This window comes from Penaeicola halotolerans, from assembly GCF_016464625.1.
Lineage (GTDB): Bacteria > Bacteroidota > Bacteroidia > Cytophagales > Cyclobacteriaceae > Penaeicola > Penaeicola halotolerans.
In genome coordinates, this window is record NZ_JAEAGO010000002.1 from 56,585 (window position 1) to 71,404 (window position 14,820).

Here is a 14,820-nt window from a genome sequence, read left to right on the forward strand (position 1 = left end):
TGTTGGTTTATTCTTTGGTGATCATCAGTTCAACCCTTCGATTGAGTTCTCGACCAAAAGAGAACATATTATTAGATATTGGATATACTTCTCCATAGCCAACTGCTGTTAGCCTATTTTCAGACACTCCTTTTTCAATCAGATATTGTCTGACTGCCTGAGCGCGCTTCTCTGAAAGCTTCTGGTTGTATGCATCATCTCCTATGCTGTCTGTATGCCCGCTCACCTCTATCTCTATAGTTGGGTTATCTAGGAGGAATTTGGCGATACGATCTAGCTCTTTAAAGGATTTCTGCTTTAACACAGCTTTGTCAAAATCAAAGAAGATATGTCTGACAGCAGCCTTATTTCCTTTGATCGCTTTGACTGGATAGATATTTCCTTCGAAGCTATCATTTCCTGCCATCAGATCACTGATCTCTATGCCGCTTTCTGGTATGCTTACCGCTTTATCATCTAGTAGTTTGCGTAGATCTATTGCGACAGATATAGGCAGATAGCCCTCGATCAAAGCTCTATATAGATACTCTTCACCAATAGGAAGTGATACTTCATACTCACCAGTGACCGGATCACTCTTAGTACGTGCTACGATAGTACCATCACTTAACCTCTCAAAGACAATATCCGCACCTAGTGGAATATTAGAATTAGAGTCCAATACCTTACCTCTCACCTTGACCATGAGGTTAGGTGGATTATTGATCGGCAGGTCAAACTCATAGATATCTGCATTCCCCAAACTATCATCTCTAGTGATGAGCCCTTTACCCAGTATGTCTGAGATATGCAGGTATTGATCATTATACTTGCTATTAATCTGAGGCCCTAGATTGTAAGGTGTAGACCAGTTTTTCCAAGTATCATCTAGTCTAGTCGTCACAAAGATATCATAGCCACCATAGCCGGGGTGTCCTGATGAAGAGAAGTAGAGTGTCTTATTATCACTTTCGAGAAAAGGCGCAAACTCCTCTCCAGCAGTATTGATCGCAGTACCGAGCGAAGAAGGCTCCGACCATGTACCTTCAGGCAATAAAAACGAGACGTATAAGTCTCGATTTCCTTGCGATTCTGTTCGCTCAGCTGATATCAAAAGGATTTTTCTATTGTAGCTGAGGTAGTAGTTCACTCGCAGTGATTTATTATTTTCTTTCTTGATAAACAAGGATTTGGGTAAACCCCAGTTGTCATTTTCCCAATAGCTAATCGATATCCCAGACTCCATATAGTCTTCACCGAGGTATTGATTGCCAAGGATCAAATACGGTCTATCTCCATCAGAACCTACAGAAGCGATGAAGTTAGCACTAGAGTTATTGAGCGGTCTGCCCATATTGATGGCTTTGTCCCAATCCTCCATGGCCTCATCTCTCCAGCTATACCAGATGTCTTCTAGGTCTGTGATACCACCGATATTTTCTGGATCCCCCCTTCTAGAGAAGAAAAGCATCTTTCCATCAAGCGATACGAGTGGGCTGATTTCTTGATAAGGAGAATTGATCGTCATGCTTGACTTCCTCATATTGAGGACTTCGGACATGTTTGGCAAAATGAGAATATCTTTATTTACTTCAAACTCATCATCCCCGATAGCAACTGCATCGATGCCTACTTTCTCATTTAGCCCACGAGTATTGAGGCTGATTTTGAGAGACTTAACTTTGTAAGAAGTGAGGGGGAGAGTGATTTTGAGGATATTTTTTTCGAGGGGGGAGCCGACAGGGTCACTTTTGTAAACACTGTACTCTTTGTCTTTTTCGTCATACAAGAAGACTTCGTCTATGTACCCAGGCCTGAGGGTCTCAACGATCGCAACTTGCCGGACAAACTGTGCACTGTCAAAAGAGACTTTGACGTAGGCTTTGGCGCCTAGTACACCAGGGATCCAAATAGAGGGATGCTCACCTGCTTGAGGATATGCATTTGGTTCACCTAGAATTTGTTTGGCTGAATTTTGCTTCGGGGCCCATTCGGAAGAAAAGTCGATGATTTTAGAAGCCCACTGTATTTGTTGAGAGTAGGAAAAGTTGGCAATAAACAATAAGACAATCAATAAATTAGTCTTTTTCAACTGCTGTAAATTTGTTTTGTATGATGAAATTTGTCGATTGTTTTGATAAAGATAAAAATATCCTTGAAAACAAATACTATTCTAAAGATTTTTTTCTGAAAATCACATATCCGTAATGAGCGAAGACTCCCCAACGATTATTTGGTTCATCGTAGTAATTCACACTTAAACTAACTGGCCCAAAAGGAGAGTGCACCACTGCACCTATTGAGCCTGAGAGTCTTGGCGTGAATGCCACAGGTCTCAATCTAGCCTCTTGATTTTCTCTTTGCTCCAACTCTCTCAATGAGGAAAAAAGATACCCTTCGGCTCTCAAGTCTATCTTACTACTCAAGTGAAATACATTTCTTACACCTAATGCCCCATAGCTAAACCCTCTAAAATTTGCATTGATAAATGCTGGACTATCCTGTAATGGCTGAAATACAGGCGTATTGACTAGTGTACCTTTGTAATTACTAAAGAGTGACTGATTGGAAAGTGTAAACTCAGTCAAGTAACCAAAGGAATAAAGCGGACTTATATTAAAATACTCTTCCAACGTAAAGTTTAGCCTAAAAAAGAAATGATTGGTCCGACTATCTACAGAGTCTAGACTAGTAGTCCCCGGACTAAAGTTTTCTCTCCCTTGGATCATTTGAATGTTGATATTATAATTTGATCCTTTATTGGCATACTGTCGCTTATTGAGGCTATACCTACTCAACTGTAGCTTGGTATGTGTCCCAAAAAATGATAACCTATCCAAAATGTCAGAAGTGGTAGCATCTATACTATTGCTATAATAGTCCGTATTATTCACTACAGAAACCGTTGCGGTCAGTTCACTTTTGATCCCTGTAGCTTTACCTATACTTACTCCAAATCTTCTGTCATACTGATTAAGTATAGTAGGGCTCGCATTGTCAAAAAGAAAATCTTTGACATCTACATAGTTCCAATTATTGTAAACGAACTCTGGCTTGATAAAAAGACCTCTTCTAGGATAAATATCAAATCTCGAATACGCTCTGACAGAGGTAAAAAATCGGCTAGAGTACAGATCTATACCTGTGGTATTGAGAAAACGCTTAAACTGGTAAGCTCTCAAGCCTACATAGACATGGCTTGTATTTCGAGTAGACAAGTTACCTCCAATATCTACTGTCAGGATATCCTCAGGCTTACCATATAGCTCAAACACATAGCCTCCTAAATCATCATCCCAGTTGATATTTGGATAGATATTTTTAAAATGCTTGTCAGAGATCAAACTGAAATAAGCATTTTTGACGCCATCTAGCTTATAAAATCCATCTTTGGACTTGAAGTAGTTCCGCACAAACTTCTCTTGCTCATCTGTGAAATTGTACAACTTAATGTCCTTGATGATAAGTGGTTTGAAATTTTTCTTAAAGGTCTCTCTCTTTTTCTCTACATCTTTTTTAGCTACTCGGGTACTTATTTTTGATTTCAGCTCAGGCATTTTTTTGATAGCCATTTGATAGCCTCGCTCGATGAGCTCACTGACTGACTCAAAACTGATCGCTGTATAACCTTCTAGATCTGGTTCGATGTAGATATCTTTCTCGCCCAGTTTAGTGCTGTCGGTCTTGTCTAGAAAGAGAAAAAGCAAAGACTCTGACATGAGCTCCTCATCACCCTCTTCTGGATACTCTTTAAAACGCGTGACGGCTACATTGACCCCTATCGTGACATCAGGTTGATACAAGTCTTCGACCACATCTACAGGAAAATTATTATATAATCCACCATCGAAGAGATATCGCCCGTCAGTCTTGATAGAGCGGTAAAAAAATGGCACTGACATGGTCGCTCTCATGGCGTTTCCTAGATTACCCTCGCCCAAGATGACTTGCTTTTGGGTAAAAACATCAGCAGCCATAGCCCTGTATGGAATCATCAGTCGATCAAAGTCATCATTAGCTACTTCAGATGATTGAGCAGTAAGTTCCTCTAGCGCTAGGTTCAAGCTCAGGTCATTTGCTAAAGGAGAGTTTAACTCAAGCTTAAAAAGGCTTTTCCATGAAAAATCAACAGAAAGCAAACTAGAATTGTCTGGAAAATCACTCGCATCTCTAAAGTACAAACTCTCCGAGCCTCCATTTACCCATCTTTGGAAATTGTCTGACAAAGCAATCCGCTCAATCTCAGCTGGTGAATATCCAGAGGCATAAAGTGCTCCCACTACACCCCCCATAGAAGTTCCTACGATATAATCGACAGGGATATCATGTTCCTCTAAAGCTTTGAGTACGCCTATATGCGCTAGACCTTTAGCGCCACCTCCACTGAGTACTAAACCCACTTTTTGTTGAGCAAATACTACCTGCGAAAAAAATAAAAGGCTCCATAAAAAATACGCTTTCCTCATTGGGTTTTGAGTCTTTTTACCAAAACCAAAAATACAGCGCAGGGAGACTATTCGCTAGTATCTAGGCTTAATTATTTATCACTAATACAGGGTCTTCATCAGGAAAAGGAACATTCGAGATCAACTGTAAGATCTCAGCTTTGCGCTGATTATAAGCAGCCATGTTTTCCTCTTTGATAGGATTTGCAGATGGCAACTCAACTTTGAGGGCATCCACTTGGCGACCATTTTTCCAAAATCTAAAACATAAGTGTGGACCAGTAGCCAAACCTGTGCTTCCTACATATCCGATCACCTGACCTTGCTTCACTTTAGTGCCAGGCTTCATACCAGAAGCTATACGCGACATGTGTAGATACTGCGTAGAGTAAGTGCCATTGTGCTTGATCTTGACATAGTTGCCATTGTACTGACTATAGCGTGCTTCCTCTACGATACCATCTCCTACTGTACGGATCTCTGTGCCTGTAGGTGCTGCATAGTCTGTCCCTAGATGAGCTTTGTAGCGCTTCTGCACTGGATGAAATCTTCGCTGAGTATAGCGCGAACTGATTCTTGAGTATTTTACTGGGGTTCTAAGAAATGCCTTTCTCAAGCTTTGACCATCTTCATCGAAGTAGTCTACTTGTCCATCTTGCTCAAAAGGTATGGCCACATAGTCATTGCCAAAGTGCTGAAAATATGCCGCCCTCACTTCTCCTATCCCCACCACTTGTCCATCTACAATCTTTTCTTCATAGATAACTTTGAATTTATCCCCCTTTTGGATTCGCTGAAAGTCCAACTGCCAGCCAAATATATCTGCAAACTGATCTATCAGATCTGGCGTCACTCCTTGATCTATCATATTGAGGTATAGGTTACGATCTATCACACCTGACACAGAGCGCTCTGAGAAAGTAACTGGACGGGCTTCCTTGTACACCTCTACGCTATCTTTGAGCTTGTAGACGACATATTCCATAGGATTAGGCTCATAGATGAAATATGCGGCTTGAGATGAAAGAGAATCCTTAGGTCTGAGGATAGTATACTTTCTGTTAGCAGCGATTCTTCTGACATCAAATACTTCCCGAGATTTTTTGGCCAGCTCATCGATCAGCTGGTATGGCACATTGAAAGGGGAAAGGATGCTCGACAGGGTTTGGTTACGAGTGACTTTACCTTCGTGGATCTCCAGATTAGTAAGCTCAATGCCAAATATCAACTCAGTGGCAGGAATGACCTCTTCCTCCACAGTTATTTCTTGCTTGAGTGCCTCTATGGTCTCTTGATCATTTGCCTTATTGATGCTAAAAATGTAATATCCCCCTACAGCAATTACCAGTAAAATTGGCAGTATTAGTTTTCTCATGTGAAGCCGCTATTGATGTCGTTAACCCCTAATTTGACGAAATATAAACAATTGTACTTTTCTGATAACGTCTTTGAGGAAGAATTTTCGTGTGTAAAAGTCCTGATTTATTTTCTAAAAAAGGCTAAAAAGGCATTTTGGTTGATGAAAAGCAATAATCATTTAGCTAAGTGCAAAATAGTTTGGAAATAAAAAATCAAATTAAATCTTGTTCAAACTAATGAAAATCAGCTTGATAACTAAAAAAGGCAACCCGTTGGCTGCCTTTTTTAGTCACTATTCTTACATCGCATATCTTCGCTTGGCTTCATCTAGGAACTCCACGAAGTTTTTGATACTGAGATCGTAGGCTTTTGGCTCGATGACTAACTCTTCATTTTCGTCCAAAATCACATAGTATGGCTGCGCATTACTATTAAATCTTGTCACTTGGAAATCAAAGTTTTGCTTACCAATAGTCTTTTTCACTTTATTGTCAAAAGTAGAAGTGTACCACTCATCTTCTGGCAGTTCTCCCCTATCATCTACATAGAGCGCTACTACTACAAAGTCATTTTTCAATCGCTCAAGCACAGCTGGATCAGACCATACACGCGCTTCCATCTCTCGACAGTTTACACATCCATGACCTGTAAAGTCTATAAATAATGGCTTACCCTGCTCACGTGCACAAGCAAGTGCTTGCTCATAATCGAAGTAGCCTTGTATACCATGAGGAATCGTAAACTTATCAGCAAATCTAGGTGGCTCACAAAGCGTAGAAGCAGCAGTGGCTCCTCCTCCAGTAGCGTTTTGTCTGATGAGCTGCTCTAGATTAAAATCATGTGTACTCATCGGTGGAAGATAACCAGAAAGTGCTTTGAGTGGAGCTCCAAACAAGCCTGGAATCATGTAGACCACAAAGGTGAAAGTCAATATGGATAACAATAGACGGGGCACACTTAGGTACTTCATCTCGCTATCATGCGGTAGTCTGATTTTTCCTAGTAAGTATAGACCTAGCATAGCAAATATCACTATCCAAATCACTATGTAAGTATCTCTATCCAAAAGCTCCCAGTGATAAACTTGATCTGCTACACTTAAAAATTTGAAAGCCAATGCAAGCTCTAAGAAACCCAAAACAACTTTCACAGAATTGAGCCAGCCGCCTGATTTAGGCAAGCTATTGAGCCACTCTGGGAATATCGCAAACAATGTAAACGGAATCGCAAAAGCTAAAGAAAAGGCAAACATTCCTAAGATCGGCTTGATGATTTCTCCACCTGCTGACTCTATCAAGATCGTCCCTACAATAGGGCCTGTGCACGAAAATGAAACCAACACTAGTGTAAAGGCCATGAAAAACACGCCATAATATCCCCCTTTATCTGCTTGCTGATCTACCTTATTTACAAAACTACTCGGTAGTGTAATCTCGAATAGCCCCAAAAAGGCTAATGCGAAAATGATAAATACTAAAAAGAAGAAAATGTTGGGTGCCCAGTGTGTACTCAGCCAATTGGCGAACTCGGGTCCATTGACGCGTGAGACGATCGTTCCTGCTATGGTATAAATAGCAATAATCGAAAAACCATAAAGTAGGGCTTTAAAAATGGCTTGACCTCTGTTTTTACTTCCTCCAGTGAAAAAAGTCACTGTCATTGGGATCATCGGAAATACACAGGGTGTCAAAAGCGCGGCTAAACCAGCCAGAAAAGCTAAGACCATGAAGCTCCATAAAGATGAAGATTCAGCACCAGAGATCTGATTGAGATCTACTTTAGGACGTGTAGATTTTTCAGTAGCTACTGAGGAAGTATCTGTATTAGCGATATCTTCTTGTGGATCAATTGCTTCTGGAGCTTGTTCAGTCGGAGTCGTATTTGAGGCTTCAGCTGCATTAGGAGCTGCTTTAAGGCTAATCTCAAAGTCTTCCTCATAAGGGATGCACTGCCCAGTCACTTCAGAGCACATTTGATATTCAAGCGCGCCACTGATTGATGCATTGGTAGCAGTGATTTTTACTTTTTGTCTAAACTCTCCCTTTCCAGTAAATGAACCTACTTCCATCTCGAAGATGTCATCATACTTCTTTTTGGAGTTTACAGAAGCTAAGTCTCCTACCAGCGACATGCCATTAAGCACCAATCCGTCCTTCACAATAGCTGTCACTGTAGGCCCGCCTTGCTCAAAATCGCTTGAATAGATATACCAGTCTTTAGGTATTTCTGCTGTGAAACTAATAGTGACTTCATCCCCTACTTTGACATCTTTGGGGGTGTAAGACACTGTCCATTTAGGAGGCTTTATCAGCTGAGCAGAAGCATTGAGCGTAACAAATAGAGCAAAAACTAAAAAGAATAATTTGCGCATGATGACTTGATCTTAGGATACGGTATAAAATGCTTATTCAAGCAAAATAGTTTATTTCTTGATATAAAACTCGTGATAGCACTTTCATTTTTTAATGACTGCCCTTACTAACGAGATAAATGGATGTTTGGATGATTTCAAAGAAAAACGAGCCTAAGGCTCGTTTCTTCTATTTGTTCATTTTGGCAAATTGCTCATGAAACTTTGTGATCGTCTCTATACCCTTTAGGTAGTTTTGAATCCCATAATGCTCATTTGGAGAGTGAATAGCATCTGTATCTAAACCAAAGCCAAAAAGGATCGCATCTAAACCAAGTGACTTTTGGAATAAAGAAACAATTGGAATAGAGCCTCCATCTCTCGTAGGAATCGGTGATTTGCCAAACGTTTCTTCTATAGCCGCACTCGCTGCTCTATATCCTACTGAATCAGTAGGCACGACAGCTGGCGCTCCACCATGATGTGCAGTGACTTTTACCTTGACAGATACAGGTGCTAGTGATGTAAAATACTCCGTGAACAACTGTGAAATCTCTTTGAAATCTTGATTAGGGACAAGCCTCATAGAGATCTTTGCATTGGCTTTAGATGGCAAGACCGTCTTAGCTCCCTCACCAGTATAGCCACCCCAGATACCATTGACATCTAGTGTAGGTCTGATACCGATGCGTTCTATTGTAGTGAAGCCTTTCTCGCCAGCAACTGCCGCTATATTCAGCTTTTTACGATATTCTACCTCATCAAATGGTGCTTTATTGAGGTCTTCTCTATACTCACTAGTCAGTACCTCTACTTTGTCATAGAATCCAGGAATCGTGATATGTCCGTTTTCATCCTTTAATTTGGCGATCATCTCACAAAGCACATTGATAGGATTAGCGACTGCCCCACCGTAGGTACCTGAGTGTAAATCTCTATTTGGTCCGATCAGCTCCACTTCCATATAAGCTAATCCTCTTAGCCCCACTGTCACTGATGGAGTGTCTAATGAGATCATGCTCGTATCAGAGATCAAGATGACATCAGCCTTTAGCTTTTCTTTATTTTCATTGACGAAGATGCCCAAGTTCTCAGAGCCTACTTCTTCCTCGCCTTCTATCATGAATTTGACATTGCAAGGAAGCCCAGTCGTCTCAATCAGCGTTTCAAAAGCCTTGACATGCATATACATCTGACCTTTGTCATCACATGCTCCACGGGCGAATATTGCTCCTTGAGGGTGTGCCTCTGTTTGCTTGATCACTGGCTCAAATGGAAGCGAATCCCACAACTCATAAGGGTCAGCAGGCTGTACATCATAGTGTCCATAAACTAGTACTGTAGGCAAACTAGCATCTATGATTTTTTCACCATAAACAATGGGATAACCAGCTGTAGGACATATCTCTGCCTTATCCACACCAGCCTTGAGTAGACTGTCCTTTACAAACTCAGCAGTCTTGAGTACATCTCCTTTGAACTTCGGGTCTGCACTTACTGAGGGAATTCTGAGCAAGTCAAGAAGCTCATTGATAAATCGGTCTTTATTGCTTTCTATGTATGATTTAGTCGTCATGATATGTAGTTTGATAAAGAGTACAAAATTAAGATTTTAAGCCAGAAAACCCTGAATAATCCAATATATCAATCTATGAAAAAGCGATAAATTCAAGCCATGAAGATGAAACTAGTCTTTATCTTTGGATGTTTTTTGAAAAAATTCTCATGAATCAAAATCAACAACTCAAACTCATCAGCATTACTGGCATAGTAGAAGGTATCTCTTATCTGCTTTTATTATTTGTAGCGATGCCCCTCAAATATTTTTACGATATGCCCGAGGCAGTCAGGTATGTAGGCATGGCTCATGGATTGCTTTTCGTCTTATTTGCTGCGGGACTTTTTCAGGCTTGGTTGAATCTTGGTTGGACTATGGGCAAAGCCATCAAAGGATTTTTTTACTCGATCATCCCTTTTGGCACTTTTATTTTTGACAAAGAGATCAAAAAGGATATTCGCTAGGCTTTTTCATTAGCCTCTTTGATCTGATAGAGTCTCCACCATGGCGTGCCTGGAGAGGCATGATGCTCATAGTGATAGCCAAAAAAATAACAAGTCAAGAAGGCCCAGAGGTGATTGCTATGCTGAGAACCTGCATGATGCTCATTGTCGTGCTCTCCTTTATGGGGTAGATATGTACCAAAATAAAAGAGTTGGAGAGTACTTAGAATCGCGGGGGCCATCCAGAAAACAATCAAGTTTTCCATAGGTAGGAAGAGTTTGAGAATATTATACGTCACCGCCATCAGTAGGATCTGCCAGATAGTAACATACTGTCTCACAAAGCTGAAATACCAAATAAAGAAGTTGCCTGAAGGGTGATAATCTGGATCCTTATCTGTAGCAACAAATCTGTGGTGTTCATGATGCTTAGGGAATAGCTTCCAGTAGAAGTTGTAAGAAAAAAGCGTAGAAGCTATCCAACCGATACCATGATTGATGCGCTTATTGGGAGAAACTACTCCATGCATGGCATCATGAGCCGTGATAAAAAGTCCCGTATAGAGATGTGTCTGTATGAAGATGAAAAGGTAGGTAAGCGGATTGTCCCAGTGCAAATCGATAGTCAATAAATAGCTTAAGCTCAAACCCCACAAGCCTATGATCGCTAATGCTATCCAAACGCCTTTATATCCGATTGCCTTACTCATATACTCTCAAACAAAAAACAGGGGCTATTCGTCCCTGTCAGCTTATATTCTTTTCAAATATGGATTAAAAATTTGAGATTTTTTCTTTGACTTGCTCCATGAGCCACATCGGAGTAGATGTCGCTCCGCATATGCCTACTGTATCATTGGGAGCAAACCAACTAGGATCTACTTGGTCTTGATTTGAGACAAAGAAAGTATTGTCATTTCTCTCCTTGCATACATTGTACAGCACTCGTCCATTGGATGATTTGGTACCAGACACGAAGATGATTTTATCAAACTTCTCCGCAAAAGCCCTTAGCTCAGCATCTCTGTTGGATACTTGACGGCATATTGTATCATTTGTATTGACGGTGATGCCATTTTCCTTTAGGATCTCATTGATCTCATAAAACTTATCCGTACTCTTAGTTGTCTGACTATAGAGTGTGATATTTTTAGGTAGGGTAGCCAGATCTAATTCATTGATATCTTGGAAAACAACAGCCTTATTATTTGTCTGACCAAGGAGTCCGATCACCTCTGCATGACCATGCTTGCCATAGATATAGATCAACTCATCTTTATCGAAAGAATTCTTGATCCTATTTTGAAGCTTGAGTACTACAGGGCATGATGCATCTATAAGCTCTAGATTATTTTTAAGAGCTAACTCATAAGTACTTGGTGGCTCACCATGTGCTCTGATGAGTACTTTTTCATTAGTCAGATTGAGTAATTCTTCATGATTAATGATTCTCAGTCCTTTATTGACTAAGCGACTGACCTCTTCATCATTGTGTACGATATCTCCTAAGCAGTACAGGTATCCTTGCTCATTGAGTATATCTTCAGCCATTTCTATGGCATAGACTACTCCGAAACAGAAGCCTGAATTATTATCTATCGTGACACTGAGGTTTAGCATAGTGCTTAAACTTTAAGCGGTTAAAATTGTTTTTTTGCTTTTTAAAAACTCATAAAAAGTAAGGTTCATAAAAAGCAAAAGCATGGAATATATACTGTCTTCAATCGGTATGGTAAAAAGTCTGATACTGAGATTTTCTTCATTATTATACCAGACCACTGGCTCTTCAATAAATGATCCTGTCAAAACACTATTTACCAAAATAAATGGTATGAGATGTACAAGATACGTTAAATAAAAACGACTTATATCCCTTCCTTTAAAAATTAACATATAAATAATCAAGAAAAGCCCTCCAAAAAGGAAATTCCAAAAAGTGTATGCTTGATCTTGATAAATGTATGAAAGGATGAACAGAGCAATCGCTAAAATCCATGTAAAGGGCTTAGCAAAGCTTTTAAAAGGATCTGCTTTGACAAAATAAGCTAATGCTTCATGGATAAAAACACATGAAAAAGGCACGAAAAAGAAAAACATCCACTCTTCTATCGGCAATGATAAAATATAAGTGCCTAAAATGTATCGCTCATTGAATCCCCATACACCATTGACAGTAAAGATATGATCCCAAACCACAAAGAATGCTGCTGTCAGGAAAACTCCAGGAAAGAGAAACTTCCATTTACTAGCATACTGAAGTCTATGCTCAAAAGACTGCGCTAGTGGGTAAGAAATAGTGAAAAGCATCAATCCTAAGTAGAGGTATTGATCCATCTTATATAAAGTTAAGTCGGTGCTTGAAATATGTCTGAAGTAACAGTGTGATCTTCTTGGCATTTGGTATGCGTATACGCTCTTGCGTGATCACTTCCACAGGCAGATTTTTGATCTTTTTGAAAAGCTTCAAATAGTATATATAAGCTATATAGACGCCTAGTCTAGCCGTTTTTGGCAAAGCCATAATGCCTTCATAAGCCTCATCAAAGTCTCGCTGGATATCTGCTTCTATCTCTTCTTTGGATTTTTGACTAAAGGTCTGGTAGTCTACCCCAGGAAAATAAACTCTGCCTCTCTCATGATAATCACTCTTGACATCTCTTAGAAAGTTTACCTTCTGAAAAGCTGCTCCAAGTTTACAAGCAGGTGCTTTCAACCTATCATAGGCTGCTTGATCTCCTTCACAAAAAACTTTCAAGCACATAAGACCTACCACTTCTGCAGATCCATAGATGTACTCATTATACTTGTCATCATTATAAGTATGAAAATGTAAATCCATCTCCATACTCCATAAGAATGCCTCAATAAGCTCTTTATCAATCTTGAATTGATTAACCACAATCTGAAAAGCATGAAGGACTGGATTGAGACTAACACCTTCTTCTATGGCTAGGTAAGTATCTGCTTTGAATCGCTCTAGCAGGGTCTTTTTGTCTTTGTCATGAAAAGTATCAACTATCTCATCTGCATAGCGCACAAATCCATAGATGGCATAGATCGGCAAGTGAAACTTTTGGTCTAAAGTCTTGATCCCAAGCGTAAAGGAAGTGCTGTAGCGCTGGGTGATGAGTTTGCTACACTCAAAAGTCGTCTGATCGAAGAGTTCCATACCAAAAATTTACTTCAAGTTAATTAAAATCACTTAGACAACCCAAATTCTTTTGAGACCTGCTCAGCCACCACTCTTCCTGATATCAATGATGGAGGCACTCCCGGACCCGGTACCGTGAGCTGACCTGTATAATACAGATTCTTGACTTTTTTGTTTTTCATAGAAGGTTTCAAGATGGCCGTTTGCGTCAAGGTATTGGCTAGTCCATAAGCATTCCCTTTAAAAGCATGATAATCCGACTTGAAGTCTGCATGTGCATAAGATCGCTTATAGATGACAGCGTCTCTAATTGATTGATTCGTAAGTCTCTCGAGACGATCCATCACCATGTCATAGTACTTCTCTCTCATCTCATCAGTGTCTTTTAGATCAGGTGCTAATGGAATCAGGATGAAGACATTTTCTTTACCTGCTGGCGCTACTGTAGGATCTGTTTTTGAGGGTACTGAGACATAGAACAGTGGATTTTCAGGCCATCTTGGATTTTTATAGATTGCATCTGCGTGTGGGCCTAGTGGTTCATCAAAAAACAAGTTATGATGCCTTAAATTATTCAATGTTTTATCTACCCCTAGATAAAATAATAGGCTTGAAGGAGCCATTACACGCTTATCCCAATACTTATCACTGTAGTTTCTGTATTCTGGAGATAGGAGTTGTGTATCTACATGATGATAGTCAGCTCCTGCTACTACTATATCTGCCTCATATCTTTCACCATTTTCGAGGACTACACCTTTTGCTACACCATTTTTGACATCGATGTAGCTGACAGGACTATCCAGCATGATTTGGACACCTTTCTCCTGAGCAAGCTTCACCATACCCTCGATGATTTTATGCATACCACCCTTGGGATACCAAGTACCCAATGCGATATCCGCATAGTTCATCAAGCTGTAAAGTGCAGGAATATTTTCGGCAGTTTCTCCCAGAAAAAGCACGGGAAATTCCATCAATCGGATAATCTTATCATGCTTGAAAAACTTCCTTACATGCTTAGACATTGACTGGAAAATGTCCATTCTCAGCATATCTGCCAGAAGCTTAGGACTAGCAAATTCAGTGAGTGAAAGACTAGGTCGATAAACTAAGTCGTTTATACCAACTTTGTATTTATAAGCTGCTTGCTCTAGAAATTTGTCTAACTGTGGACCTGAGCCAGGCTCTATTGATTCTAAGAGTGTTTTAAATTCATCTAAATTGGCAGGGATATCCACAAAATCATCCTTACCATAGACTACTGTATAGGAAGGATCTAGCCTCTCTAAATCATAATAATCACTTACTTTTTTACCAAAAGCGGCAAAGTAGGACTCAAAGACATCTGGCATCCAATACCAGCTCGGCCCCATATCAAAAAGAAAACCCCCAGCTTCGAACTTCCTAGCTCGGCCACCGGGGATAGTGTTTTTCTCTATTAATTTGACTTCATAACCCTTATCGGCTAGTGAAGTAGCTGCTGATAGGCCAGCAAAACCAGCACCTATCACAATAACTTTTTGAGACATTCC

General features: G+C 40.1%; 11 protein-coding genes. 1 reads left to right on the top strand and 10 read right to left on the bottom strand.

Going from position 1 to position 14,820, the window contains the following annotated elements; all coding sequences use genetic code 11:
• Positions 1–7: 7 nt before the first annotated feature.
• From I5349_RS04530 to I5349_RS04550, 5 genes are all read right to left on the bottom strand, one after another.
• On the bottom strand, positions 8–2,071 hold the full coding sequence (locus tag I5349_RS04530; protein ID WP_226389551.1) for an OmpA family protein: 2,064 nt from the start codon (positions 2,069–2,071) through the stop codon (positions 8–10).
• Positions 2,072–2,147: 76 nt separating this feature from the next.
• Positions 2,148–4,379, bottom strand: coding sequence for a patatin-like phospholipase family protein (locus tag I5349_RS04535; RefSeq protein WP_226389552.1), 2,232 nt, complete (start codon positions 4,377–4,379; stop codon positions 2,148–2,150).
• Positions 4,380–4,512: 133 nt separating this feature from the next.
• Positions 4,513–5,799 carry a peptidoglycan DD-metalloendopeptidase family protein gene (locus tag I5349_RS04540; protein ID WP_226389553.1) on the bottom strand — a complete coding sequence of 429 codons (1,287 nt, stop codon included), beginning with the start codon at positions 5,797–5,799 and terminating at the stop codon, positions 4,513–4,515.
• Positions 5,800–6,081: 282 nt separating this feature from the next.
• Positions 6,082–8,154 carry a protein-disulfide reductase DsbD family protein gene (locus tag I5349_RS04545; RefSeq protein WP_226389554.1) on the bottom strand — a complete coding sequence of 691 codons (2,073 nt, stop codon included), beginning with the start codon at positions 8,152–8,154 and terminating at the stop codon, positions 6,082–6,084.
• A 169-nt stretch (positions 8,155–8,323) separates the two neighbouring features.
• Positions 8,324–9,709, bottom strand: a complete 1,386-nt coding sequence (locus I5349_RS04550; RefSeq protein WP_226389555.1) for a dipeptidase — start codon at positions 9,707–9,709, stop codon at positions 8,324–8,326.
• Positions 9,710–9,858: 149 nt separating this feature from the next.
• Between I5349_RS04550 and I5349_RS04555 the strand changes: the two genes are divergently transcribed.
• The gene (locus I5349_RS04555) at positions 9,859–10,155 is read left to right on the top strand and encodes a DUF3817 domain-containing protein (RefSeq protein WP_226389556.1); all 297 of its coding nucleotides are present in this window, start codon (positions 9,859–9,861) and stop codon (positions 10,153–10,155) included.
• On the opposite strand, the gene I5349_RS04560 is transcribed toward I5349_RS04555, so the two are convergent.
• The 5 genes from I5349_RS04560 to crtID all read right to left on the bottom strand — a co-directional run bounded on the left by I5349_RS04560 (position 10,152) and on the right by crtID (position 14,817).
• Positions 10,152–10,844, bottom strand: coding sequence for a fatty acid desaturase (locus I5349_RS04560; RefSeq protein WP_226389557.1), 693 nt, complete (start codon positions 10,842–10,844; stop codon positions 10,152–10,154). The genes I5349_RS04555 and I5349_RS04560 overlap by 4 nt on opposite strands.
• A 64-nt stretch (positions 10,845–10,908) precedes the next feature.
• On the bottom strand, positions 10,909–11,754 hold the full coding sequence (locus I5349_RS04565; protein WP_226389558.1) for a 4-hydroxy-3-methylbut-2-enyl diphosphate reductase: 846 nt from the start codon (positions 11,752–11,754) through the stop codon (positions 10,909–10,911).
• A gap of 12 nt (positions 11,755–11,766) precedes the next feature.
• Positions 11,767–12,468, bottom strand: coding sequence for a lycopene cyclase domain-containing protein (locus tag I5349_RS04570; protein ID WP_226389559.1), 702 nt, complete (start codon positions 12,466–12,468; stop codon positions 11,767–11,769).
• Between the two features lies 1 nt (position 12,469).
• Positions 12,470–13,303, bottom strand: coding sequence for a phytoene/squalene synthase family protein (locus I5349_RS04575; RefSeq protein ID WP_226389560.1), 834 nt, complete (start codon positions 13,301–13,303; stop codon positions 12,470–12,472).
• Positions 13,304–13,332: 29 nt separating this feature from the next.
• Positions 13,333–14,817, bottom strand: a complete 1,485-nt coding sequence (crtID, locus tag I5349_RS04580) for a bifunctional phytoene desaturase/3,4-desaturase (protein WP_226389561.1) — start codon at positions 14,815–14,817, stop codon at positions 13,333–13,335.
• Positions 14,818–14,820 lie beyond the last annotated feature (3 nt).

Excerpts from the sequence above, each read along its gene's own strand:
- I5349_RS04540 (WP_226389553.1), bottom strand. The coding sequence starts at position 5,799 with ATGAGAAAACTAATACTGCCAATTTTACTGGTAATTGCTGTAGGGGGA.
- I5349_RS04545 (WP_226389554.1), bottom strand. The coding sequence starts at position 8,154 with ATGCGCAAATTATTCTTTTTAGTTTTTGCTCTATTTGTTACGCTCAAT.
- I5349_RS04550 (WP_226389555.1), bottom strand. The coding sequence starts at position 9,709 with ATGACGACTAAATCATACATAGAAAGCAATAAAGACCGATTTATCAAT.
- I5349_RS04555 (WP_226389556.1), top strand. The coding sequence starts at position 9,859 with ATGAATCAAAATCAACAACTCAAACTCATCAGCATTACTGGCATAGTA.
- I5349_RS04560 (WP_226389557.1), bottom strand. The coding sequence starts at position 10,844 with ATGAGTAAGGCAATCGGATATAAAGGCGTTTGGATAGCATTAGCGATC.
- I5349_RS04565 (WP_226389558.1), bottom strand. The coding sequence starts at position 11,754 with ATGCTAAACCTCAGTGTCACGATAGATAATAATTCAGGCTTCTGTTTC.
- I5349_RS04570 (WP_226389559.1), bottom strand. The coding sequence starts at position 12,468 with ATGGATCAATACCTCTACTTAGGATTGATGCTTTTCACTATTTCTTAC.
- I5349_RS04575 (WP_226389560.1), bottom strand. The coding sequence starts at position 13,303 with ATGGAACTCTTCGATCAGACGACTTTTGAGTGTAGCAAACTCATCACC.
- crtID (WP_226389561.1), bottom strand. The coding sequence starts at position 14,817 with ATGTCTCAAAAAGTTATTGTGATAGGTGCTGGTTTTGCTGGCCTATCA.